This is a genomic window from Mesorhizobium sp. ISC15 (assembly GCF_037162615.1).
Classification (GTDB): Bacteria; Pseudomonadota; Alphaproteobacteria; order Rhizobiales; family Rhizobiaceae; genus Mesorhizobium; species Mesorhizobium mediterraneum.
The window spans coordinates 3,392,365-3,415,632 of the sequence record NZ_JAVSPX010000001.1 but is presented as its reverse complement, the minus strand read 5'-3'; the positions used below and the strand labels follow the sequence as shown (position 1 = coordinate 3,415,632).

At 62.7% G+C, this 23,268-nt stretch carries 25 protein-coding genes and 1 pseudogene; 13 read left to right on the top strand and 13 right to left on the bottom strand.

The window, feature by feature from the left end:
* Positions 1–62: 62 nt before the first annotated feature.
* Positions 63–1,472 (bottom strand): Ig-like domain-containing protein, encoded by a 1,410-nt coding sequence (locus tag RPG13_RS16310; RefSeq protein WP_337125486.1) that lies wholly within the window; start codon positions 1,470–1,472, stop codon positions 63–65.
* Positions 1,473–1,629: 157 nt separating this feature from the next.
* On the opposite strand from RPG13_RS16310, the gene RPG13_RS16305 reads away from it, so the two are divergent.
* The 4 genes from RPG13_RS16305 (at position 1,630) to RPG13_RS16295 (ending at position 3,669) form a co-directional block, all read left to right on the top strand.
* A complete protein-coding gene (locus RPG13_RS16305; protein WP_292650336.1) occupies positions 1,630–2,241 on the top strand; it encodes a TIGR00730 family Rossman fold protein in 612 nt (203 codons plus the stop codon).
* Positions 2,242–2,431: 190 nt separating this feature from the next.
* Positions 2,432–2,749 carry a hypothetical protein gene (locus RPG13_RS16300; protein ID WP_128244185.1) on the top strand — a complete coding sequence of 106 codons (318 nt, stop codon included), beginning with the start codon at positions 2,432–2,434 and terminating at the stop codon, positions 2,747–2,749.
* Between the two features lie 24 nt (positions 2,750–2,773).
* On the top strand, positions 2,774–2,863 hold the full coding sequence (locus tag RPG13_RS34970; protein ID WP_245493167.1) for a DUF6471 domain-containing protein: 90 nt from the start codon (positions 2,774–2,776) through the stop codon (positions 2,861–2,863).
* Entirely contained in the window at positions 2,824–3,669 is an 846-nt protein-coding gene (locus RPG13_RS16295; protein ID WP_128244184.1) for a hypothetical protein, read from the top strand. The genes RPG13_RS34970 and RPG13_RS16295 overlap by 40 nt, the downstream gene beginning before the upstream one ends.
* 103 nt (positions 3,670–3,772) lie before the next feature.
* Here RPG13_RS16295 and RPG13_RS16290 read toward each other — a convergent pair whose 3' ends face one another.
* The gene (locus tag RPG13_RS16290; protein WP_337125485.1) at positions 3,773–5,125 is read right to left on the bottom strand and encodes a PQQ-dependent sugar dehydrogenase; all 1,353 of its coding nucleotides are present in this window, start codon (positions 5,123–5,125) and stop codon (positions 3,773–3,775) included.
* A gap of 219 nt (positions 5,126–5,344) precedes the next feature.
* Here RPG13_RS16290 and RPG13_RS16285 point away from each other — a divergent pair.
* Positions 5,345–6,345, top strand: a pseudogene (locus RPG13_RS16285) (transporter).
* 9 nt (positions 6,346–6,354) lie between these two features.
* Here RPG13_RS16285 and RPG13_RS16280 read toward each other — a convergent pair.
* The 9 genes from RPG13_RS16280 to cysS all read right to left on the bottom strand — a co-directional run bounded on the left by RPG13_RS16280 (position 6,355) and on the right by cysS (position 14,243).
* Complete coding sequence (locus tag RPG13_RS16280; protein ID WP_292712317.1) at positions 6,355–7,041, bottom strand: glutathione S-transferase family protein; 687 nt, start codon at positions 7,039–7,041, stop codon at positions 6,355–6,357.
* A 16-nt stretch (positions 7,042–7,057) separates the two neighbouring features.
* Entirely contained in the window at positions 7,058–7,978 is a 921-nt protein-coding gene (gene rarD / locus RPG13_RS16275) for an EamA family transporter RarD (protein WP_292712316.1), read from the bottom strand.
* An 83-nt stretch (positions 7,979–8,061) separates the two neighbouring features.
* The gene (cimA, locus tag RPG13_RS16270; protein ID WP_292712314.1) at positions 8,062–9,678 is read right to left on the bottom strand and encodes a citramalate synthase; all 1,617 of its coding nucleotides are present in this window, start codon (positions 9,676–9,678) and stop codon (positions 8,062–8,064) included.
* 199 nt (positions 9,679–9,877) lie between these two features.
* A complete protein-coding gene (pip, locus tag RPG13_RS16265; RefSeq protein ID WP_337125484.1) occupies positions 9,878–10,834 on the bottom strand; it encodes a prolyl aminopeptidase in 957 nt (318 codons plus the stop codon).
* Complete coding sequence (locus tag RPG13_RS16260; protein WP_095483292.1) at positions 10,831–11,307, bottom strand: GFA family protein; 477 nt, start codon at positions 11,305–11,307, stop codon at positions 10,831–10,833. Before RPG13_RS16260 ends, pip begins: the two co-directional genes overlap by 4 nt.
* On the bottom strand, positions 11,304–11,795 hold the full coding sequence (locus RPG13_RS16255; protein WP_128244193.1) for a GFA family protein: 492 nt from the start codon (positions 11,793–11,795) through the stop codon (positions 11,304–11,306). Before RPG13_RS16255 ends, RPG13_RS16260 begins: the two co-directional genes overlap by 4 nt.
* A 6-nt stretch (positions 11,796–11,801) precedes the next feature.
* The gene (locus RPG13_RS16250; RefSeq protein WP_292712311.1) at positions 11,802–12,188 is read right to left on the bottom strand and encodes a VOC family protein; all 387 of its coding nucleotides are present in this window, start codon (positions 12,186–12,188) and stop codon (positions 11,802–11,804) included.
* On the bottom strand, positions 12,185–12,592 hold the full coding sequence (locus RPG13_RS16245) for an endonuclease domain-containing protein (RefSeq protein ID WP_095483161.1): 408 nt from the start codon (positions 12,590–12,592) through the stop codon (positions 12,185–12,187). The genes RPG13_RS16250 and RPG13_RS16245 overlap by 4 nt, the downstream gene beginning before the upstream one ends.
* Positions 12,593–12,770: 178 nt before the next feature.
* Entirely contained in the window at positions 12,771–14,243 is a 1,473-nt protein-coding gene (cysS, locus tag RPG13_RS16240; protein WP_292712310.1) for a cysteine--tRNA ligase, read from the bottom strand.
* 395 nt (positions 14,244–14,638) lie between these two features.
* Between cysS and RPG13_RS16235 the strand changes: the two genes are divergently transcribed.
* Positions 14,639–14,794 (top strand): hypothetical protein, encoded by a 156-nt coding sequence (locus RPG13_RS16235; protein ID WP_095483158.1) that lies wholly within the window; start codon positions 14,639–14,641, stop codon positions 14,792–14,794.
* Positions 14,795–14,858: 64 nt separating this feature from the next.
* On the opposite strand, the gene RPG13_RS16230 is transcribed toward RPG13_RS16235, so the two are convergent.
* Positions 14,859–15,620: an SOS response-associated peptidase gene (locus RPG13_RS16230; protein WP_127205192.1), complete on the bottom strand. Its 762-nt coding sequence runs from the start codon at positions 15,618–15,620 to the stop codon at positions 14,859–14,861.
* A 124-nt stretch (positions 15,621–15,744) separates the two neighbouring features.
* On the opposite strand from RPG13_RS16230, the gene RPG13_RS16225 reads away from it, so the two are divergent.
* The 4 genes from RPG13_RS16225 to RPG13_RS16210 all read left to right on the top strand — a co-directional run bounded on the left by RPG13_RS16225 (position 15,745) and on the right by RPG13_RS16210 (position 18,114).
* Positions 15,745–16,164, top strand: coding sequence for an NUDIX hydrolase (locus RPG13_RS16225; protein WP_095483156.1), 420 nt, complete (start codon positions 15,745–15,747; stop codon positions 16,162–16,164).
* A 48-nt stretch (positions 16,165–16,212) separates the two neighbouring features.
* The gene (locus tag RPG13_RS16220) at positions 16,213–16,590 is read left to right on the top strand and encodes a TIGR02301 family protein (protein ID WP_127205193.1); all 378 of its coding nucleotides are present in this window, start codon (positions 16,213–16,215) and stop codon (positions 16,588–16,590) included.
* 332 nt (positions 16,591–16,922) lie between these two features.
* Positions 16,923–17,180, top strand: coding sequence for a hypothetical protein (locus RPG13_RS16215; RefSeq protein WP_077381793.1), 258 nt, complete (start codon positions 16,923–16,925; stop codon positions 17,178–17,180).
* Between the two features lie 130 nt (positions 17,181–17,310).
* Positions 17,311–18,114, top strand: coding sequence for a hypothetical protein (locus RPG13_RS16210; protein ID WP_164759169.1), 804 nt, complete (start codon positions 17,311–17,313; stop codon positions 18,112–18,114).
* A gap of 31 nt (positions 18,115–18,145) precedes the next feature.
* Here RPG13_RS16210 and RPG13_RS16205 read toward each other — a convergent pair whose 3' ends face one another.
* The gene (locus tag RPG13_RS16205) at positions 18,146–19,477 is read right to left on the bottom strand and encodes a dihydroorotase (protein ID WP_337125483.1); all 1,332 of its coding nucleotides are present in this window, start codon (positions 19,475–19,477) and stop codon (positions 18,146–18,148) included.
* Between the two features lie 82 nt (positions 19,478–19,559).
* Here RPG13_RS16205 and ygfZ point away from each other — a divergent pair, with 82 nt between their 5' ends.
* The 3 genes from ygfZ to RPG13_RS16190 all read left to right on the top strand — a co-directional run bounded on the left by ygfZ (position 19,560) and on the right by RPG13_RS16190 (position 23,250).
* A complete protein-coding gene (gene ygfZ / locus RPG13_RS16200; RefSeq protein ID WP_337125482.1) occupies positions 19,560–20,420 on the top strand; it encodes a CAF17-like 4Fe-4S cluster assembly/insertion protein YgfZ in 861 nt (286 codons plus the stop codon).
* Positions 20,420–21,052 (top strand): HD family hydrolase, encoded by a 633-nt coding sequence (locus RPG13_RS16195; protein ID WP_337125481.1) that lies wholly within the window; start codon positions 20,420–20,422, stop codon positions 21,050–21,052. The genes ygfZ and RPG13_RS16195 overlap by 1 nt, the downstream gene beginning before the upstream one ends.
* A 65-nt stretch (positions 21,053–21,117) precedes the next feature.
* Complete coding sequence (locus tag RPG13_RS16190; protein ID WP_337125480.1) at positions 21,118–23,250, top strand: putative bifunctional diguanylate cyclase/phosphodiesterase; 2,133 nt, start codon at positions 21,118–21,120, stop codon at positions 23,248–23,250.
* Positions 23,251–23,268: the final 18 nt, after the last annotated feature.

Sequence of the window (23,268 nt, the reverse complement as noted above, 5' to 3'; positions counted from 1 at the left end):
GTCTATCGGCGATAAGCGATGAACGAACTTTCCGCAAGAGGTCGGAAAGAAGAAAAGGATTTCTAATCGGCCTTTTTCGGGGCCGTCGTCATCTGGTCGCCCATTGCCTTGAAGTCGGCGGCCTCGCCTTCCTTCGACGTTTCCGGGACCTTGAAGACCTGCCCCGGCCAGATGCGATCGGGATTCCTGATCTGATCCTGATTGGCGAGGTAGATGGTCGAGTAGCGAACACCTTGGCCGTAGACCCGCCGCGAAATCCGCCACAGCGTATCGTGGCGGCGGATGATGACGGCGCTGTCGGCGTGTTCGAGTTTCGGCGCTGCGGTCTCGGGCACTTCAGCCGGGGGCGTCGCAGCCGCGACATCGGCCGGAGCCTCGGCTGCAGGAGCCGCAGGCGTCGTCGCATCAGCGCCCGCAGCCGGCGTGGCGGGGTCGGTTGCAGGCGCGGCCGGCTTCGCCACCGCGGCGACCGACTCGCCCGGCTCGCGCTCGAACGGCACGGCGGCACGGGCCACCACCTTGATCCCGTCGGCATCGAGCGCGTCGACATGGATGGTGTAGGTGCCGACCGGAATGTTGCGCGTCGCCTCGACCAGGAAATTGCCGTCGGGCGATGTCTTCGCGTCGCCGAGCAAGATATCGTTGGCATAGGCGCGTACCTTGCGGCCGGGATCGGCGAGTCCGGCGACGAAGATCTTGCTGCCGTCGATCTCGATCGCTTCGACGACGATCTTTGGCCCTGCGGCTGGCGTTGCGGGTGCGACCGGCACTTCCGGACCGGCGGGGGCGGCATCGACAGTGGCCGGTGCCGCCGGTGCGGCTGGGGCCGGTGCCGCGGCAGCGGGGTCCTCGGCAGCCGGAGCGGCCGCCTTGTCGCCGGCAGGCGATTCAGGCTTCTTCTCGGGTGCAGGAACGGTGAGCAATTCGGAGGGCTTGCCGGGTTCTTCGATCATCGCCAGCACCTGGCCAGCAGGACTCTGGGGGATCGAGACGACGGCTGTCTGCACAGAGGGGGTCACGACATTGCCGGTCATTGACCGCAGCGCGATCGTGTAATCGCCGGGTTTCAGCGGATCGTCGAGAACGATGGCGAAAGCGCCATCGGCGCCGGCGACGGTCGAGCCGAGAACCGTCGAACCGTTGAGGATCTCGACCTTGGCGTTGGGTGCGGCATTGCCGGCGACGACGATAGAGCCTTTGATTTCAACCCGAACGATATCGAAGGTCGGCGCGATCGCATCGGCCGTGGCCGGCGCTGCCGGTGCCATCACATCTGTGGCCGGCGCGGGCGGAGGCGGCCCATCGGTCCCTGGCTCGGCCGGCTTCTGGACCGGCGGCGTCAGCGATACCACTTCCGCCGGTGGCGTGCGATTGAGATACGGATCGAGCGCGCCCGACACATAGGCGGTTCCCGCCGCGGCGACGGAGCCGCCGGCGGCGAACAAAAACGCCTTCAATGGATTAATTGCCATATTTCCCTGCCCTTAGCCACCTAATGCCGGTCTAGCCTGTTTTGCCCATACCGACAAGAAAAACGGGCAGACAACGGGCTGACACGAAAACGGGGCCGGCAAGAAAAAGCCCGCCCCGGGCTTGACCACGAATAAAGACCCAATCACCAATCATCTCATGAACACGATTCGATCCGTTTGCGTCTATTGCGGCTCATCGCCGGGCCGCGATGAGACCTATGCCAAGGCAGGACACCTGCTTGGGCGCTCGATTGCCAAGTCCGGCCTGCGTCTGATCTATGGCGGCGGCACCAGGGGCATCATGGGAGCAGTTGCCGACGGCGCGTTGCGGGCCGGCGGCAAGGTGACGGGCATCATTCCGCGCTTCCTGATCAACAGGGAAGCCACCGAAACCGCGCTTGACCGGCTCGACGAGCTCGTGATCACCGACAATATGCACGAGCGCAAACACACGATGTTCGAGAAATCCGACGCCTTTGTGGCGCTGCCGGGCGGCATCGGCACGGTCGAGGAAATCATCGAGATCATGACCTGGGCGCAGCTCGGCCATCATCGCAAGCCGATCGTCTTCGGCAATGTTGGGGGATTCTGGGACCCGATGCTGGCGCTGCTCGACCATATGATGGCCGAAGGCTTCATCCACACCGCGCAGCGGGTCAAGCCGCTGGTGGTCGACGATCCGGAAGCAATCGTCGCCGCCATCATGGTCGCTGGATCGTCGGTCGATGCGCCGACCGAGGGTGTGCAGTCGGTAATCGACAAGCTTTAGGGGAGTAAGGCAGTAGGGCAGTATGTAGTGAATGCCGCGCTCATGATGAGGCACTCTCCTACTGCCCTACTGCCCTACTGCCCTACTGCCCTACTGCCCTACTGCCCTACTGCCCTACTGCGGTCTTATGTAGCAAAAGCACCAACATTCCCATAGCCGCTACCTAGTGGGTTCCCATAAAATCCGGGGCATGGGACAGCCGCTCGTCCCGGATAACCAGATCAAGCGCGAGGTGATGCTGTTTATGGACCAGGCAAATCGCGGCCCTGGCAAAGAGAAGGGCCGCACAGGCGACAAGGGCATTATCCCCTCAATTTCGGACAAGGCACTGCCTGTCTATTTCCGAAAGTCCATTAACGACCTCAAAGGGCAGATCACCAAAGAGGTAAACCCACTAACCAGTACCTTTGTGGTGGACGTGCTTGTCCAGTCGGTGGCCGGCGAGCCGAAAGGCTACATCGTCACGGACGTTCATGACGCCATTCCGTGCGACGACGCTGCCGAATAGAACGTTGACGAGGAGGAGGTAAACGTGCGGAATAAGCTCTCTAGGGGCAAATTCACAGCAGCGTTTTTCTTACAATGCCTGACGGCGATAGGGGTAGCGTCCGTACAATTGTAACGTGGTTCTTTGTTGGACTGCTACTGATTTTGTGCGCGATTACGATTTGGGATGTATCAGCCAGAAACGCCAAATATGACCAGCGCGCAGATTACAATGCCGCAAACCATGCCAGCGAAACCGAGAGCGCCATAGAGCGCGAGTGTGTCGGCGCTGACGTTTCTGCGATCAGAAAATGCATAGAGGAAAAAGTACGCGCCGAGCAGGAATCCAAACGCTCCGAATATGATCTTTCCGCTCAGCAGGCGATGGCTGATTGGGCGTTCGGCGTCTTGGCGGTTTCCTTTGTAACCCTCCTCGCCACCATTGCCGGCGTTATCTACGTTCGCAACACCTTGCTTGAAACTAGGCGCTTGGGAATTATCGAAACGCGAGCTTATGTCGGCGTAACCGATATATCGATAGAGGGCACCGACACCGCCTCTCCTACAATCATTATCTCGATCAAGAATGCCGGTTCCAGTCCAGCCCACAAGATCGCGATTACCAGCGGCTACAACCTGAATTTTGTTGGCCATGATCCTCGTTCTGATCTCACCAAAGACAGAACGGTGCGCGGCTTTGATATCGGACCTGGACAGGACTTCAATCATCCGGTTTTCATTTTCCACATGGTCTGGAAAATGTCCAAAAGCACCATGGAAAATGGCGCTGGCCGGTTCTTCGTTTATGGCAGAATCGACTATTCCGATGCGTTCGACAACCCGAGAGAAACAGCTTTCAAGTTCGAATATCATCCCGGTCCCAACGGGATCGCCGATGGGAAAACTTTCTCTATAACTAGCGAAGAGAACTACGCTAGTTAGAAAGAATGCGGCCAATACCGCTCGCGCCCACACGGCGCCTAGCTCACGGTCCCCTCCCGTCGTCGGGGCTTGGTGCTTTGCTACATAAGGCCGCCCTACTGCCCTACTGCCCTACTGCCCCCGCAAGTCGGCGACTTGCCCGGCTGGCCCGCCAGATGACATTGCCGACATCGTCGGCGACGAGCAATGCGCCGGTCTGATCAATAGCAACGCCGACCGGACGGCCCATCGCCTTGCCATCATGCCCAATGAAGCCAGTGAGCACATCCTTCGGGGGACCGCTCGGTTTACCACCGCGGAACGGCACGAAGATCACCTTGTAGCCGCTGTGCACGCTTCTGTTCCACGAGCCGTGCTGGCCGACGAAGGCGCCGTTGCCGTAGGCCGGACCGAGCGACGCGCCTTTGGAAAAGGTCAGTCCCAGCGAGGCGGTATGGGAACCCAGGGCATAGTCGGGCTTGACCGCCCTCGCCACGAGATCGGGGCGCTGCGGCTTGACGCGTTTGTCGACGTTCTGTCCGTAGTAGCTGTAAGGCCAGCCGTAGAACGCGCCGTCACGAACCGAGGTCATGTAATCCGGCACGAGATCGTCGCCGATCTCGTCACGCTCGTTCACGGCGACCCAAAGCTCGCCAGTTTCAGGGTTCCAGGAGAGCCCGTTCGGGTTGCGCAGCCCCGACGCGAAGACCCGGGTGCGGCGGGTGGACAAATCCACTTCAAGGACGGCGGCGCGGTTCTTCTCGGCGGCCATGCCGTTTTCTCCAACGTTACTGTTGGAGCCGACGGTGGCATAGAGCTTGCGTCCATCCGGACTTGCGATCACGTCCTTGGTCCAATGATGGTTGAGCTCTCCGGCCGGCAAGTCGATGATCTTTTCCGGCGGCGTGGTGACTCGGGTCTGGCCATTGGAGTAGGGGAAAGCGACGAGCGCGTCGGTATTCGCGACGTAGAGCTTGCCTTTGGACAGCGTCATACCGAAGGGTGAATTGAGGTCTTCCGCGAACGTGGTGCGCACATCCGCAACGCCGTCGCCATTGGTGTCGCGCAGGAGCGTGATGCGGTTGGCGCTTGGGGTCGCGGCGCCGGCCCGCTTCATAGCCAGGTCCATGAAGACCTTTCTAAGGCTGAAGCCTTCATCCTGCTTGGCAGGGGCGTTGGTTTCGGCAACCAGCACGTCGCCGTTCGGAAGCACATGCAGCCAGCGCGGATGGTCAAGGCCGGTGGCGAAGGCGCTCACCGTCAGCCCCGTCGCGGGGGTCGGCATACCACCTTCCTGCCAGCCTTTCGCCTCGGCGATGTTGACGGTCGGGATCAGCGTCGGTCTTGGCTTCGGCAAAGTGGGGTTGGGGCCATAGCCGGTTATTGCCTCCATTTTCTGCGCTGGAAAGCCGGCGCAACTCGCCATGACGGCTCCCAATACCGCTATGAATATGCTTCGTGGGAAGCCGGCATGCATCGGACGTCCTCCGCATGGATTTGCGTCGTGCTCTTTGCGTAAACGCCAGTCAACGACGTATTATTCCAAATTGCCTCCAAACAGCGGCGTTCGTGTGTGCGCCTCGGACCACGGTCAAAGTGTCAAGAAACCGTCACACGAAACCGGGAGCGCCCGTGCTAGGAATCACCGGCCGCTGCGGCCGCGCGGCGTTGTTTTCAAAAAGCTGGCCAAGCGACCATGAACATCGCCCTCAACCCGGAAGGCACCGACCTGTCGCCGTACCTGCCCGACGAGCATGGGTTGTTCTTCATCTATCACTTCACCGCCGAAGGCACGCGAACCAAAGACCCGGCCGCCGCACACTGGACATGGCGCAGCTATCAGCTTTCCGACATGCGTGCCCGCCACGAGATCGCCGCCGATCAGGCTTTGCCGCCGCCGGTGCGCGATGCCTTCCTGTCGGCCGGCCATGGCTGCCATATCGACCTTGAGGGCGACTGGCTCTACGGCGATCTGCCGGACCTGCGCCACGACTATTCGGCGGAAGCGCGTGGGCTCGGCCATTTCCGCTTCGCCTTCAACGACACGATGCTGATCGGCGGCCGCAAGCAACCGCTGCAGTCGGTCGACAACGTCCGTAAGGCGATCGACAACGGCTCGCGCAAGTTCCGCTCTCCGGCCGAACTGATCGAGGCTGTCATGGGCCAGTCGCTCGACGGCATGGCGACGGAACTCGGTGGCCTTGGCGACACGCTCGACGGGATCGAGGATCGCATCGTCTGCGATGCATGGCACAATGAGCGGCAGGCGCTGGTCGATGCACGCCGGCATCTGGTGGTGATCCACCGGCAGATGGCGACGCTGACCAGCCTGTTCCGCCATCTCGACCATTCGCATCGCAACGATTGCCCGACACAATCTACGACATGGCGGCACGGCTTTCGCACCGCGCTCATACATTGCATCATGACGGCGAGCAATTGCAGGCGCGTGCCCGGCTCTTGCAGGACGAGCTGATGGCCAAGCTGACGACGCAGTCGAACCAGTTGCTCTACATGCTGTCGGTGATGACGGCGGTGCTGTTGCCGATGACGATCATCTCAAGCCTGTTCGGCATGAATGTCGGCGGCCTGCCGCTGGTCGACACGCCGATGGGTTTTTGGGTGGCGTCGGCGATATCGCTGGCAGTCGCGGCGGTCGTCTACCTGTTCGTCAGGCGGCTGGGGCGCGGGATGTAGCGGCAACCGTTACAAGGTTGCGCGAAAGTCCTCGACGACAGTGCCGGCGGCGCGCACCTCCGCTTCGTGGTTCGGCTCGCGCCACGTCTCGGCAAGGGCTGCCGCGTACCATTCGCGCATCGCCGGCAGAGCAAGCAATCGCGCCGGATAGGCGGCAGCTGCGCCCTCGAAAGACAGTCCGTAGGACTGAACCCTAAACGCCACCGGGGCAAAGAAGGCGTCAACGGCGGTGAAGCGATCGCCAGCCAGGAACGGTCCGCCGAAGCGGCGCAGCCCATCGTCCCAGAGATCGCCGAGACGGAAGAGGTCGTGCTTCAGCTCATCGGAGATCGGCACCGGCGCGATGCGGACACCGCAGTTCATCGGACAGGAGCCGCGCAAGGCGGTGAAGCTCGAATGCATTTCGGCCGCAGCCGACCGCGCCCAGGCTCGCGCCTTCGCGTCGGCAGGCCAGACGCCGGCGTGGCGCTCGGCCAGATATTCGGCGATGGCGAGCGAATCCCAAACCGCCCAGCCGTCGTCGATCAGGCAAGGTACGCGGCCGCTGGGCGAGAACGGCCGGTAGAGGCTCCAGCTCGATCCGGTCGGAAACGGTGTCAGCCGCTCCTCGAAGGGGACGTCCAATGTCCGCATCAGCACCCAGGGCCGCAGCGACCACGAGGAATAATTCTTGTTTGCTATGTGCAGCAAGTACATCGAAAATCCCCTCGCCCTAACGCACTGCCGGCCGGATCTCGCGGCCTCGGAACATCGACCAGGAGTAGATCGCCAGCGCCGTCCAGATCAGGCCGAAGGCGATGGCCTGGGTGCTGCCGAAGGGTTCGCCGAAAATCAGCACGGCGATCAGGAACACAATGGTCGGCGCGATATACTGCATGATGCCGATGGTGGAGAGACGCAACAGCTTGGCCCCGAAGGCAAACAGCAGCAACGGTATGGCGGTGACCGGGCCGCAGCCGATCAGCAGCGCCGTATCGTCCAGGGAACTGGAGACGAAATGGTCCTGCCCGGTGACGATGAGGAAGATGATGTAGCTGAGCGCCGGCACCGACAGCAACAGCACTTCGAGCAGAAAGCCCTGGCTCGGACCGATTGGCAGCGTCTTGCGGAAGAAGGCATAGGCGGCAAAGGAAAACGCCAGCACCAGTGATACCCAGGGTAGCTTGCCGGCGTCGATCGTCAGCACTGCGACCGCGATCGCCGCCAGCACCACCGCCGCGATCTGCAGCCGGTCGAGCCGTTCGCCGAGCAGCAGCGCGCCGACAACAACGCTGACAAGCGGGTTGATGTAGTAGCCTAGCGCGGTCTCGATGGTACGGTCGACCGCGATAGCCCAGACATAGATGCCCCAGTTGACTGAAATCAGCGCTGCCGTCAGCGCCGCCATCGAAATGATGCGCGGCGAACGGATTGCGGCCTTGAAGTCCACGGTGCGGCCGGCCCAGACCAAAACGGCGGCGGCGATCGGCACCGACCAGACGATGCGGTGCGCAATGACTTCGGCCAGCGGCAGATGCGCGACCGCCTTCATGTAAAAAGGCAGCAACCCCCACAGGAGATAGGCGCCCAGCGCCAGCAGAAAGCCACGCCGGGCCTTTGAGTCTGCTTCGAGCTGAATTGCTTGCGTGGCCATGGCCCAACGCTATGCGCCAGCCGCCGTGCCAAGACCATCGCAAAGTTCTGATGGATCAATGGACTTTCGCTGATGGTTCAATCTTACTCTGCCGCTACCAGCCCGGCCATCTCGCGGTTCTTCATCAGCTTGTAGACGATGGAATCCATCAGCGCCTGGAACGAGGCGTCGATGATGTTTTCGGAAACGCCGACCGTCCACCAGCGGGCGCCGGTGCCGTCATGCGATTCGACCAGCACGCGGGTGATCGCCTCGGTGCCGCCATTGAGGATACGCACCTTGAAGTCCGCAAGCTCGAGGTCGGCGATCTCGTCCTGGAATTTTCCGAGATCCTTGCGCAGCGCGATATCGAGCGCGTTGACCGGGCCGTGCCCTTCCGCCACAGACATTTTTTCCTCGCCGTCGACCAGCACCTTGACGATCGCCTCGGAGACCGTCTTCAGCTGGCCGTTGGCGTCGAAGCGGCGCTCGACCATGCAGCGGAACGAGGTGACGCTGAAGAATTCCGGCAGGCCGTGCAGCATCTTGCGCGCCAGAAGCTCGAAGCTGGCATCGGCGCCTTCATAGGCATAGCCCTCGGCCTCGCGCTCCTTGACCACTGATATCAGCGCGTCGAGCCGGTGGTCGTCCCGGGGCATGTCGATGCCGCGCCGCTTCAGCTCGGCGAGGAAATTGGCCCTGCCGCCCTGGTCCGAGACCATGACGCGGCGGCGGTTGCCGACCGCTTCCGGAGGCACATGCTCGTAGGTGGCCGGCTCCTTGGCCAGCGCCGAGGCATGGATGCCGGCCTTGGTGGCGAAGGCGGAAGCGCCGACATAGGGCGCCTGCGCTTCCGGCGCACGGTTCAGCAATTCGTCAAAGGCGCGGGATAGGCGCGATATCCCAGCCAATGCTTCGGCCGAAATGCCTGTCTCGAAGCGGCTGGAAAAGGCTGGCTTCAGCGCCAGGGTCGGCACAATCGAGATCAGATTGGCGTTGCCGCAGCGCTCGCCGATGCCGTTCAGCGTGCCCTGGATCTGGCGCACGCCGGCCTCGACGGCAGCCAGCGAATTCGCCACCGCCTGGCCAGTGTCGTCATGGGCATGGATGCCGAGATGGTCTCCGGGAATGCCTGAGGCGATGACCTTCTCGGCGATGGCGCGCACTTCCGAGGGCTGCGTGCCGCCGTTGGTGTCACACAGCACCACCCAGCGCGCGCCGGCGTCGTAAGCGGTCCTGGCGCAGGCCAGCGCATAATCGGGATTGGCCTTGAAGCCGTCGAAGAAATGCTCGCAATCGACCAGCGCTTCCTTGCCCGAGGGAACCGCCGCTTCGACCGAGGCCTTGATCGCATCGAGGTTTTCTTCGTTGGTGCAGCCCAGCGCGACGCGGACATGGTAGTCCCAGCTCTTGGCGACAAAGCAGATTGCGTCCGATTTTGACTGAACAAGTGCGGCAAGCCCGGGATCGTTCGAAGCCGACACCCCTGCCCGCTTGGTCATGCCGAAGGCGACGAATTTGGCGCTAGTCGTGCGGTGCTCGGCAAAGAAGGCGGTGTCGGTCGGGTTGGCGCCGGGATAGCCGCCCTCGACATAGTCGATGCCGAACTCGTCGAGCAGCTTGGCGATGGCGATCTTGTCCTCGACGGAAAAGTCGATGCCGGGCGTCTGCTGCCCATCGCGCAGAGTGGTGTCGAAGAGGAACAGTCTTTCTTTTCTCATGGCCGCAAGGTGCTTGTGCACCCCCCTCTGTCCTGCCGGACATCTCCCCCGCAAAGGGGGAGATCAGCAGCTTTGCCGACGGCGCGCTTCCTGCAACGTCGGCGATTGGCGAAAGCGACGGCGACATCTAATCTCCCCCCTTGTGGGGGAGATGCCCGGCAGGGCAGAGGGGGGCGCCGTAGAGCACAAGCAGGCATCATCATTTCCCCACAAACTTGTCCGTCGCCCGGATCAGCCGGTCGAGGATGCCCGGCTCCGAATATGCATGGCCGGCGCCCTCGATCAGGTGGAAATCCGCCTTCGGCCACGCCTTGTGCAGCGCCCACGCATAGCGCGCCGGGCACGGCATGTCATAGCGGCCGTGGATGATGGTGCCGGGGATGTCCTTCAGCTTGAACGCATCGCGCAGCAGCTGCCCTTCCTCCAGCCAGCCGGCATGGACGAAATAGTGGTTCTCGATGCGGGCAAAGGCGACTGCGTAGTCGTCTTCGCCAAACGGGGCGCTGGTTTCAGGCTCGGGCAATAGCGTGATCGTCTCGCCTTCCCACAGGCTCCAGGCGCGGGCCGCCTCGACCTGTGCCTTGCGGTCGCTGCCGACCAGCCGCTTGCGATAGGCGGCCATCATGTCGCCGCGCTCGGCCTCGGGGATCGGCGCCAGGAAGCGTTCCCATTTGTCGGGGAACATTTCCGAGACGCCGAACTGGTAATACCATTCGAGCTCCGCGCGCGTCAGCGTGTAAATGCCGCGCACGACCAATTCGCTGACCCGCTCGGGATGTGTCTCGGCATAGGCCAGCGCCAGCGTCGAGCCCCACGAGCCACCGAACACCAGCCATTTGTCGAAGCCGCACATGTCGCGCAGGCGCTCGATGTCGGCGACCAGATGCCAGGTGGTGTTGGCCTCGAGCGAGGCGTTCGGAGTCGATTTTCCGCAGCCGCGCTGGTCGAACAGGACGACGTCGTAAAGCTTAGGATCGAACAGCCGCCGATGCTTCGGCGAAATGGTGCCGCCCGGTCCGCCATGCAGGAACACAGCCGGCTTGGCGCCTCTGGTGCCGGAACGCTCCCAATAGACCTGATGGCCGTCGCCCACATCGAGCATGCCGGACTCGAAGGCCGCGATCTCGGGATAGAGGTTGCGGAGTTCACTGCTCATAATTTCAGGCCCTGCTGCGGCCAGTTGGCCGTCTCGTGATCCGGATGCTGGAAGGAGATGATCGATTCCTGCCGGGTGTAGTACTCAGGATCCTCGTGGACTGGCGCGTCGAAGATCTTCTCCACCCAGGGCAGCCGCGCGGCGTAATTGACCTGGATCTGCGGTGCGAGGTCGGAACGGTCGTCGAAAGCGCCGATAGCGATCTCGAGCCCGCCGGGCTGCCTGTAGGTCAGCGGCGTGCCGCATCGGGCGCAGAAGCCGCGATCGATATTGACAGACGACTGGAAATAACTCGGCTCCTCACGGACCCATTCGACGCCGTCCTTCGGCACCGTCACCAGCGCGCCGAAGAAGGAACCGAACTGTTTCTGGCACATGCGGCAATGGCAGATGGACGGGCGCCCGAGTGCTCCACGGATACGGAAACGGACGGCGCCGCACTGGCAGCCGCCGGTTCGAACGGTTTCGGTCATGATCTTTCCTCCGGCGGCCATTGTTCGGTGTCGTGGTCGGGATGCTGGTAAGAGACGAGATCGGCAAGATAGGAGGCCGACGAGACGTCGGCCATCGTGTCCTCGCCGGGCAATTCGTGGATGTGATCCACATAGGGGAGTTTTGCTTCGATGCCCCATTGGATGGTCGGCGCGATCTCCTCCGGGTCGTCGAAGGCGGCGATGGCGAGCGCGATGCCGTCGGGCGCCTCGAAGGTCAGCGGCGTGCCGCAATCGGCACAAAAACCGCGCAATGCGGCACTGGACGAGCGGAAGCGTTTGGGCTCACCGCGCGTCCAGTCGAGTTTTGCGTCACGCACGGACACTAGCGGCAGGTAGAAATTGCCGCTCGCCTTCTGGCACATGCGGCAATGGCACACGGAGGCGTCACCCAGAGCGCCTTCGATACGGAAGCGCACGGCGCCGCACTGGCAACCGCCTGTGTAGACCGGTCTGTTGTCGAGGCTCATCGTCGATCACTCCGGGGCATGGCAGACGGCTTCGACATTGTTGCCGTCGGGATCGAAGACAAAGGCGCCATAGTAGTTCGCATGATAGTGCGGACGCAGGCCCGGCGCGCCATTGTCCTTGCCGCCGGCGGCGATGGCGGCTGAGTGGAAGGCATCGACCTCGGCGCGGCTGCGCGCGGTGAAAGCGACGTGCTGGCGGTCCTTCGGCTTGTCCTTGCCGGCATGCAGCCAGAACACCGGCCGGTCGCGGCCATAGCCCCCGACCTTGGCGCCGCCGGTATATTCCTGCGGCACCATGTAGAGGAGTGACGCACCGAGCGGCGCCATCGCCTTGTCGTAAAAGGCCTTGGAGGTGTCAAAATCGGAAACGGTGATGCCGAGATGATCGATCATGGAACTGCCTCCCTCCTATGTTCGTCGGCCGGCATTTCGGCACGGGCCAGACCGGCCTCGATCACGATGTGCTGGCAGACATTGTCGATATCGCGGATGACGTCGTCGTTCCAGAAGCGCAGGATGATCCGGCCCAGCGCCTCAAGCTTAGCTGTTCTCGCAGCGTCGGATGCTGAAGCTTCGGCCCGAGCGTGCTGAGAGCCGTCGAGTTCGACGATCAACTTTTTGGTGGGGCAGGCGAAATCGACGATGTAGCCGGCGATAGGCATCTGGCGCCTGAAGGCTAGTCCCATCAGCCTGTGCGCTCTAATCTCATTCCAAAGCTTCAGCTCGGCGTCGGTCATAGCCCCGCGCATCTTGCGCGCATTGCTGCGGTTGTTGGCGGGTACCGGGAAATGCGTCATCGCAGTGCGCCCCCCTCTGGCCTGCCGGCCATCTCCCCCTCAAGGGGGGAGATCGGCGGCTTCGCCGACAGCGCCCAATCATCAACGTAGGCGATTGGCGAAAGCCGAAGTGACGTCCAATCTCCCCCCTTGAGGGGGAGATGGCCGGCAGGCCAGAGGGGGGCGCTTGGCACCATCCTCATCGCTTGACCTCCCACGTCGTTACGCGTTCGCCGGTGACTGGATCCTTGCCGTCCTTCAACTGAACACCCTGTGCCAGCAAGTCGTCGCGGATGCGATCGGCCTCCGCCCAGTTCTTGGCGGCGATCAGTTCCAGGCGCTTGGCGATCGCCCTGGCGATCTCGCCTTCATCGACCTTGGCCGGCGCGACGTCGAAGCCGAGGAACGACAGCGCCGCCTTCAGCGAAGCGGCAGCATCGTTGCCCGCTGCGCCAGCGTTGCCGCCAGCAGCAGCATTGAAATCCACAGCCTCGCCGGCCAACTGCGTCAGCACCTGGAACGCAGAATAGGTTGCTAGATCGTCCGACAGGGCTTCCACCACGTCCACCGGCAATTGCTTTGCCGCCGCCGGCGCAAGGTCCGCTGCCCGCTTCCATTTGCGCAGCGTGTTTTCCGCCTCCTCCAGCTTGCGCACGGAAAAGTCGATCGGCTCGCGATAATGCGTCATCAGCATCGCCAGCCGCAGCACCTCGCCCGGCCATTTGCGGCCACCAAAGGTCTCCGTCTCCAGCAACTCGTTGATCGAGTGGAAGTTGCCCAGGCTCTTGGACATCTTCTGCCCTTCGACCTGCAGGAAGCCGTTGTGCATCCACACCTTAGCCATCGTTTCGGTGCCGTGGGCGCAGCGCGACTGGGCGATCTCGTTCTCGTGGTGCGGGAAGATCAGGTCGAGCCCGCCGCCATGGATGTCGAAGACCTCGCCGAGATAGGCGGCCGACATCGCCGAGCACTCGATGTGCCAGCCCGGCCGGCCCCTGCCCCACGGGCTGTCCCAGCCCGGTTCTTCCGGCGAGGACAGCTTCCACAGCACGAAATCGCCAGGGTTCTTCTTGTGCGCATCGACGGCGACGCGGGCGCCGGCCTGCTGCTCGTCGAGATTGCGCTTCGACAATTGGCCATAGTCCGGCATCGAGGCCGTGTCGAACAGAACTTCGCCTGCCGCAACATAGGCATGGCCGCGTTCGATCAAGCGTTGAATCAAGGAGATCATGTCGGCCTTGCCGTCGGCGCGCGGCGCGACGAACTCGGTGGCGCGCGGCTCGACCGTCGGCTCCAGGCAGCCGAGCGTCGCCACATCTTTGTGGAACTGGTCGGCGGTCTTTTCGGTGACCCGACGGATCGCCTCGTTCAGCGACAGTTTTCCCGAGGCAATCTCGCCGCCGAAATCACGCAAGGCGCGGGCGTTGATCTTGTCGTCGACATCCGTGATGTTGCGCACATAGGTGACATGCGCTTGCCCGTAGAGATGGCGCAGCAGGCGGAACAGCACGTCGAACACGATCACTGGCCGCGCATTGCCGATATGGGCAAAATCGTAGACCGTCGGGCCGCAGACATACATGCGCACATTGCGCGGATCGATCGGGAAGAAATCCTCCTTGGTCCGCGTCAGCGTGTTGTAGAGGCGCAGGCCCTTCGATGCGTCAGACATTCCGTGCCTTCCGGTCCGATATTCTTGTTCGAGCTGGAGTCTTCCTTGCGCCGAGACGCAAAGCAGGCGCCAGCCTGCTGGCCGGGGCGTTTGTCCACTCTAGAAGGAAGATAGGCGAAAACGTCCGGACCAGCGCGAGGCTAGCCAATAATGCAAATGCCACAAATGGCGAAAGACGTTCTCATGAGCGGCTTTATCGCCTCAGCCAGTGTTGCCGTCAAGTCGCAACTTTCGGCAAAAGAGTCGTTGATTCACAGGTTATGACGCAGTGAAACATTTTATTAAACATGTCGGCACAGTCATGAAACATTCGCCGGCTAGATCACCAGATGTCACGATTTGGTCGGATTCGACCAGCAAACGCGGACACGAAGACGTTACCAGGGAAGAGAAAAATGCCCCGAACCAAGCAGGACTCCAGCAGCGCCAAGCAACCGGCGCTCGCCAACCAATACCGGGCGATCGGCCCGGCCGCGATCGTCGCCGCCCTTCTCCATACCGCGAAGAAGAAAAAGCCGGCGCAGAAGATCACATCGCCGCGCGCTGCCTGATGTGACGTCAGCCGACGCCATGCGCCGGCAATGAGGGTGCCGAAAGGTGCCAGGAAAATAGCAGCTAGAACAAAGTCATCTGCCCGTTGTCCGCGCCGGGCTTCTGGCGCCTGGCCTTCTCGGGCTCCGGTCCCACGACGCCCCTTTCCTGAATCTCCGGTCCGGTGTTGGCGACCTTGTTGACCAGGTCGGAAACCGGGACAACCTCGAAGAAATCGAGCTGTGCCGGTCTGAGCAGGTCGGCCACATCGCGCGGCTCCAGCGTGCGGCAATCCAGCCAGCGGGCGAAATCCTGCGGATTTATCACCACCGGCATCCGGTCGTGTATATGGGCGATGTCGGCATTGGCGTTGACGGTCAGGATGGCGCCGGTGTCCATTTCCGAGCCGCCCGGCTCGGCATAGGTCTCGATCAGCCCGGCGAAGGCGACAAGCCCGCCATGCTTCGGCCGCACCCAATAGGGCTGCCCCCTCTTGCCGCCTGATTGACGCGATTCGTAGAAACCGGAGGCCGGGACCAAAGCGCGGCGATGGCGCATAGCGGTGCGAAACGAGGCCTTTTCCGTTGCTCCCTCCGAGCGGGCGTTGAACAGCAGCGGAAACTCACGCGTGTCCTTCACCCAGGCCGGGATCAGCCCCCAGCGCACCAGCATCGGCTGGCGGTCGGGCAAATTCGAGCCTGGCGCCTTCGGCAAACCGGCGATCGCCATCAGCACCGGCTGCGTCGGCGCGATGTTGTAGCGGGCCGGAAAATCCTCCAGCTCCGCCAGACCGAGAAAAGCGGCGGTCTGGTCCGGCGTGGCGGTCAAGGCAAAGCGTCCGCACATAAGCTAAAAACTCGTTGAGTTGGTCGGATGCGAAGGTGGCGATGGAACCGGCGTTGCGCAACCGCTAATGCTTCTTCTCGCCCGCCGGTCCACAACGGACACAGCAAATGACGATCGGAGATCCATGGACGAGATGCGTAAAATACTCCCGGCTGTCTCAGTCGCCATCGTCCGCGGCGACACCGTGCTGCTGGTCAAACGGGCGCGGCAGCCTTCGCAAGGATTTTACGCGTTTCCAGGCGGCAAGGTCGAGGCCGGCGAAACGCTGGAGGAAGCCGCGCAACGCGAATTGCTGGAAGAAACCGGATTGCAGGCGCACAACTACCGCCTCCTTCGGGAAATCCACATCGATGGCAACAGCGACGGGCACCCGGTCGACTATCTGCTGACGGTGTTCGGCGCCACCTATGCCGGCGGCGAGCCCGTGGCCAGCGACGACGCCGAGACCGCCGCCTTCTATACGCTCAGCGAAATGACGGCGCTGCCGCTTGCCGCTTCGGTGTTTGCCGTTGCCGACGGATTGCTCAGGAACGAAGGGGCATAGCCTCGAAAATCGCCTTGCAGGCGACAGTATGTTTCGCCACAAGGACTTATGATCCGCGCCTCGTTTTTCCTTGCAGCTTGCCTCGCCGCCAGCACGGCGATCGGGCCGCAGCCGGCTCTGGCCGCCGAGTCGCCGTTCGAGCCGGGGCTGATGCGGCTGGCGGAGGTTTTGGGGTCGCTGCATTTTCTGCGTAATCTATGCGGCGAGAAGGGCGACCAGTGGCGGGCCGAGATGGAGAAGCTGATTGCTTCGGAAAACCCGGACCCGGAGCGGCGCGCCCGCTTCATCGCCAGCTTCAACCGCGGCTACCGCTCGTTCGGCAGCACCTACACGCAGTGCACCGCCTCGGCGACCGAAGCCATCAGCCGCTACATGAAGGAAGGCGAGACGCTGTCGCGCGACATCGCCTCGCGCTACGGCAACTGACCTTGACACCTGCCTGCTTGTGTCCGGCCTGCTTGTGTCCGGTGGCATCTTAGTGCAATCCTTGTGTTGCACTTCTGCAACGGTATTAACGAAACGTTACCGCGCGGATGTGGAATTAACTCAAACTGAAGGTTTTCGTCCCGCTCGCCGGCCTAATCGGCTAAGTTTTGAATCGGATCGAGCGCAGGTTTACAAAACGCGACGAGACTTGTCGGAAGCGACCCTAGAAATGTCGTATTTACAAGTACTTACTTAACCTGCGTGTAAAAAAGGACAGCCCAAGCCTGATCCGCATCTGTCGGATCGCCGCTTGAAAAGGGGTGGACATCGCAATGGAACATGGCGTCAACGACATCGACGCGCTGGTCAGGGAAGAAAAGCGCCTGACCGCAGTGGAAAGCCACAGCGAGGCCTGGGCGGAAGGGCTTTCGGCCGGAATCGAGCCGGAAATCATCGCCGAGGCGGCCCTCGAAACCGCCTTCGGCGAAATGCTGCGCGCCAATGGCGAGACCTCAGCCCTTGCCCTGCTCGACCGCATGCGTGAAAAGGTGATAGCCGGGGCCTTCGAACCAGGACGGCTGCGGCACTGAACCGGCATCAGGCTCTTTGACGAGGACGTGCCGCTTGGGCATCATTGCCCCGGGGCACCTGTAAGGGCCTGTGGCACCTGTAAGGGCCTGGGGCTCTTCTAAGGGCCCGGGAATCATGGAGAGGCAGGCGGTGAATTTTTCGATGTCAGGCCAGCCGCGTGGCTTGGCCCTCAGCATCCGGCTCGCTGCTTTTTGCGCCGCGGCTCCGCTCACGCTTTGCCTCGCAAGCAGCCCCGCCTATACGCTGAGTGAAATCAAGCGCGAGGACCTTCCTTCGCCGGTCGCGCCGCCCGCCGATGACGACATGTCGCCGCCCGGAACGACGGTGCCGATGCCCGACCCGCTCGGCACGCCGCCGCCCGCGGCCAGCCAGCCAACGCAGCCCGACGAGCCGGAACAGGTCGAACCAGAGGGACCAACGAACGATGGTGGCATGGCCAATCCGCATGCCGATCCGGATGAACCCTTGCCCGAGGTCGTCTATGATCTCGGCAAGCTGCCGGAGCCGGTCAGGCGCATGCACGATCTGATCGTCGAGGCCTGCAAGAGCGGCGACATCGAAAGGCTCCGGCCACTGATCGGCAAGGGCGACACGATGACTCAATTGTCGCTGAGCGAGATCGAAGGCGACCCGATCACCTTCCTGAAAGGTCTTTCGGGCGACGCGGAAGGCCAAGAGATCCTCGCCATCCTGGAAGAGGTGCTCAATGCCGGCTATGTCCATGTCGATGCCGGCACGCCGCAGGAGCTCTATGTCTGGCCATATTTCTTCGCGCTGCCGCTGGACAAGCTCGACGCCAGGCAGCGGGTCGAGCTTTTCAAGATCGTCACCGCTGGCGACTATGACAGCATGAAGCAGTTCGGCGCCTACATCTTCTACCGCGTCGGCATCACGCCCGCCGGACAGTGGACGTTCTTCGTCGCAGGGGATTGAGCGGCATCACCCTCCCTGCCCACAAGCCCGCCTAGACCGCCAGCGCCTCCGAAAACTCCACCGCTCTGCCCTGGCTGGGGGTGACGATCTCGCCTTCCCACATCACGCGCCGGCCGCGCACGACTGTGCCGACCGGCCAGCCAGTCACTTTCCTTCCGTCATAAGGCGTCCAGCCGGCCTTGGAGCCGGCCTGGGCATTGGTGATGGTTTCGCGGCGCTTCAGATCGACAATCGTGAAATCGGCGTCATAGCCGGCGGCGATGCGGCCTTTCCTGGCCATGCCGAAGATGCGCTGCGGACCGTGGCTGGAGAGGTCGACGAAACGTTGCAACGTCAGCCGGCCGGCATTGATGTGATCCAGCATGATCGGCACCAGTGTCTGCACGCCAGTCATGCCCGACGGCGAGGCCGGATAGGGTTTTGCCTTCTCGGCCAGCGTGTGCGGGGCGTGGTCGGAACCCAGCACATCGACGATACCTTGCACAACGCCGCGCCAGATGCCGTCGCGGTGGCGCACTGCCCGCACCGGTGGGTTCATCTGGATCAGCGTGCCAAGCCGAGCGTAATCATCCGCGCTCAGCGTCAGATGATGCGGCGTCGCCTCGCAGGTCGCGACATCCTTATGCTGTTCGAGGAAAGTGATCTCCTCGGCCGTCGAGATGTGCAGCACATGGATGCGGGCGCGGGCCTGTCGCGCGATGCGCACCAGGCGCTCGGTGCAGCGCAGTGCCGCGATCTCGTCGCGCCACACCGGATGCGAGGATGGGTCGCCGTCGGTGCGTTCGCCGAGCCGCTCGCGCAGTCGGAATTCGTCCTCGGAATGGAAGGCAGCGCGGCGGCGCGTGTTCTTCAGGATCGAGGCAACGCCCTCATCGTCCTCGACCAAAAGGTCGCCGGTGGACGAGCCCATGAAAACTTTTATCCCAGCAGCGCCCGGCAGCCGTTCAAGATCGCCTGCGTCCTCTGCATTCTCGCGGGTGCCGCCGACCCAGAAGGCAAAGTCGCAATGCATTCGGCCGGTGGCGCGCCGCACCTTGTCGGCAAGGGCTGCCTCGCTGGTGGTCAGCGGGTTGGTATTGGGCATCTCGAAGACGGCGGTGACGCCGCCCAGCACCGCTGCCCGCGAGCCGCTCTCCAAATCTTCCTTATGCTCGAGCCCCGGTTCGCGAAAATGCACCTGGCTGTCGACGACGCCCGGCAGGACGTGCAGGCCGCGGCAGTCGATTGTCTCTCCGGCCGACGCCTGGCCGAGGTCACCGATGGCCGCGATGCGCCCACCGGTCACGCCGACGTCGCGCCGACCCTCGCCATCATGGTTGACCACGGTGCCGCCTGTCAGGATGAGGTCGTAGGTCGTGGCCATGCGAATCCGGTCTCTTGCGGGGGGAGTGTGAGCGGCTTACGTAAAGGCCAACCGTTTTGCAAGATCAGGTTCTTTTCCGCCCATGCCCTTTGCCCAGTTGAAAGACCGCGCACTCGTTTCCGTGTCAGGCCCGGATGCCGAGCATTTCCTGCAGAACATCCTCACCACTGACCTCGACACACTGGCTGCTGGCGAGGCAAGGCCGGGGGCGCTTCTAACGCCGCAAGGCAAAATACTGTTCGACTTCCTGATCTCGCGGGCCGGCGAGAATACCTTCCGCCTCGAATGCCGATCTGACATCGCCGACGATTTCATGCGCCGGCTGATGCTCTACAAGTTGCGCGCCAAGGTCGAGATTGCCAAGACCGATCAGGCACTTGTCACTGTTGCGTGGGGAGATGATTCAACCGCTTCACAACTTGATTCAACGCCGATTGCCGATGCACGGTTCCTCGATGTGGCGGTCAGCCGCTTCCATGGCGGCGGTGCAGACGATGGCGACCTTCCCGGATGGCAGGCCTTGCGTATCGCCCATGGCATTGCCGAGAGCGGCAGCGACTACCAGCTCGGCGACGCCTTTCCGCATGATGTGCTGCTCGACGAAACCGGCGGCGTCGGCCTCAGGAAGGGCTGCTATGTCGGCCAAGAGGTGGTCTCGCGCATGCAGCATCGCGGCACCGCCAGACGGCGGGTGTTGATCGTTTCGGCCGAACGCCCCCTGCCCGCTCCTGGCACCGAACTGACAGTTGCCGGGCGGCCGGTCGGCACGCTTGGCTCCACAGCGGGCACGACAGGCCTCGCCATCGCCCGCATCGACCGGGTCAAGGCAGCGCTCGACGCCGGCCAACCGATCATGGCGGATGATGTCCTCGTGTCGCTCACCATCCCCGCCTGGGCGAAGTTCACTTTTCCGCAGGAACCCGTCGGCGCGGAGGGGGCCTGATGGCGGCCGACCGTCCAGGCGCGCCGCCGCGCGCCTGGCAGCGCATGCTGTCAGGCCGGCGGCTCGATCTGCTCGACCCCTCGCCGCTCGACATCGAGATTTCGGACATCGCCCATGGGCTTGCCCGCGTCGCCCGCTGGAACGGCCAGACCAGCGGCGACCACGCCTTTTCCGTGGCCCAGCATTCGCTGCTGGTCGAGGCGCTTTTCGGCGAGCTGGTGCCGGACGCCCCGGCCGACGCGCGGCTGGCGGCTTTGCTGCACGACGCGCCGGAATATGTCATCGGCGATATGATCTCACCGTTCAAATCGGTGATGGGCGGCAGCTACAAGGAGTGCGAACTGAGGCTGCAGCGCGCCATCCACCTGCGCTTTTCGCTGCCGGTCGAACCAGATGCAGAGCTGCGCAAGGAGATCAAGCGCGCCGACCAGATCGCCGCCTATTTCGAGGCGACAATGCTTGCCGGCTTTTCGACCGCCGAGGCGACCGAATTCTTCGGCCGGCCGCGCGGGTTCAATGCCGACCGCTTCGATTTCACCCCGCGTTCGGTGACCTGGGCGCAAGACGCGTTCCTCAAACGGTATGCGACCATCGAGAAATCACGGCGCCAAACGGTGCAGCCCGCCGACTGAAAAACGGTAAATTAACCAGAAGGGATAACAGTGCCGTGTTCGATCACGGTCTGCAGGCACGCCTCATGTCCGTCGCTCATGTCAAGGCTGGTTCGCCCGTCCGCGGACGGAGGGCCGAAGGCGTAGGCCTGCCGCGGATAGAGGACGAACTGCGTAAGCAGAATGATCGTTTTTCGGCCGCCGTCGAGAACATGTCGCATGGCTTGTGCATGTTCGATGCCGACGAGCGCATGATCATCTGCAACGGCAATTATATCAGCATCTTCTGCCTCAACGCCGAGATCGTGCAGCCCGGCATCCGGTTTTTCGACATCCTTCAGCACAGCGTCGACATCGGTGTCGCCTCGCACAGCGCCGAAGAACTCTACGCCATCCGCAAGCCCTACATCGACCGGGCGAAACCCTCGACCTACGAAGAAACGCTGTCGGATGGCCGCATTATCAACATCTCGCACCGGCCGCTGGCTTCGGGTGGCTGGGTTTCGATCTATGAGGACATTACCGAGCAACGGCGTGCCGAGCAGGAGCTGAAGGAGCAGCACCGCCGCTTCGACGCAGCACTGGCCAACATGTCGCAAGGCCTTTTGATGTATGATGCCGACGGCAGGCTGATCGTCCGCAACGAACGTTTCCTGGAACTCTACCACGTGACGCCGGCCGATTTTCCGCTTGGCATGAGCCACCGCGACGCGCTCGAGCAGCTCGCCCGCCTGGGTATCTATGCAGAAATCGATATCGACGGCGAAATCTCGAAAACCGCAGCCTGCCTTCAAGCCGGGGAAATGCGGTCGACCTACCGCCATCTTGCCGATGGCAGGACCCTTTTGGTGGTGCGGCAGCCGATGAGTGGCGGCGGCTGGGTCGCAACGTTCGACGACGTCACCGAGCGCAGGCGCGTCGAAGAGCGCATGACCCACCTTGCGCATCACGACACTCTGACCAACCTGCCCAATCGCTCGATGTTCCGCGAACGGCTCGACCAGGCCTTGGGCGAGGCCACGAACCTGGCGATATTCTCTCTGGACCTCGACCGCTTCAAGGCCGTCAACGACACCTGGGGGCACCCGGCGGGCGACTGGCTGCTGAAATGCGTGGCCGAGCGGCTGCAACGTTGCCTACGCAACGAAACGGATGTGGTCGCTCGTTTCGGAGGCGACGAGTTCGTCATCATCCAGTTCAATCCCAAAGGTGCTGGCGATGCGGAAAAACTGGCAAAACGCATCGTCGACATCATCGGAAAACCCTTTCGCGACAAAAGCCGCGACATGCATGTCGGCATCAGCGTGGGCATCGCCCTTTCCCCCGATGACGGCAGGGATGCGGACACGCTGCTGAAAAACGCCGACATGGCCCTCTACAGGGCGAAAAGCCAAGGACGCAACGTCTATCGCTTCTTCGAGCCCGGCATGGATGCGATGGTGCGGGCACGACGCGCGCTCGAAACCGATCTGGAGGCAGCGCTGCGGCGGCGGGAATTCGAGCTCGATTTCCAACCCATCATGAACATCGCCTCTGGCGAAATCGTCGGCGCCGAAGCCCTGATGCGGTGGCACTCGCCGGCACGCGGCTTGGTGCCGCCAGACGACTTCATCCCAGTCGCCGAAGAGATTGGACTGATCGTGCCGTTGGGAGAATGGGCCCTGAGGAAAGCCTGCACGGTTGCGGCGGGCTGGCCGCATGGGCTGCGTATCGCGGTCAATGTCTCGGCTGTGCAGATCAAAAGCGGCACCTTTGCCCGCAGCGTCATCTCCGCGCTGGCATTTTCCGGCGTGCCGGCCAATCGGCTTGAACTGGAAATCACCGAAACAGTGCTGATGGACGAGAGCGATACAGTGCTCAAGACGCTCAGGCAGTTGCGCGATCTCGGCGTCCGTATCGCGCTGGACGATTTCGGCATCGGGTATTCGTCGCTCGGCTATCTCCGCCGCTTCCCGGTCGACAAGATCAAGATCGACCGCTCCTTTATCCGCGACATCGACAACCGCGACACGGCCGCGATCGTGCGCACGGTCATCGGGCTCGGTGCGCAGCTCGGAACGACCGTCACCGCCGAAGGCGTCGAAACCGAAGCGCAACTCGAGTTCCTGAGAAAGGAAGGCTGTGTCGAGGCCCAAGGTTACCTGATAGGCATACCGTCGAAGTCGGCGGATATCGCTCGCTTGCTGGGGTCGCGCGCGGCGATCAGGCAATCAGGCTGAGTGCGACAGGCCGAGCCA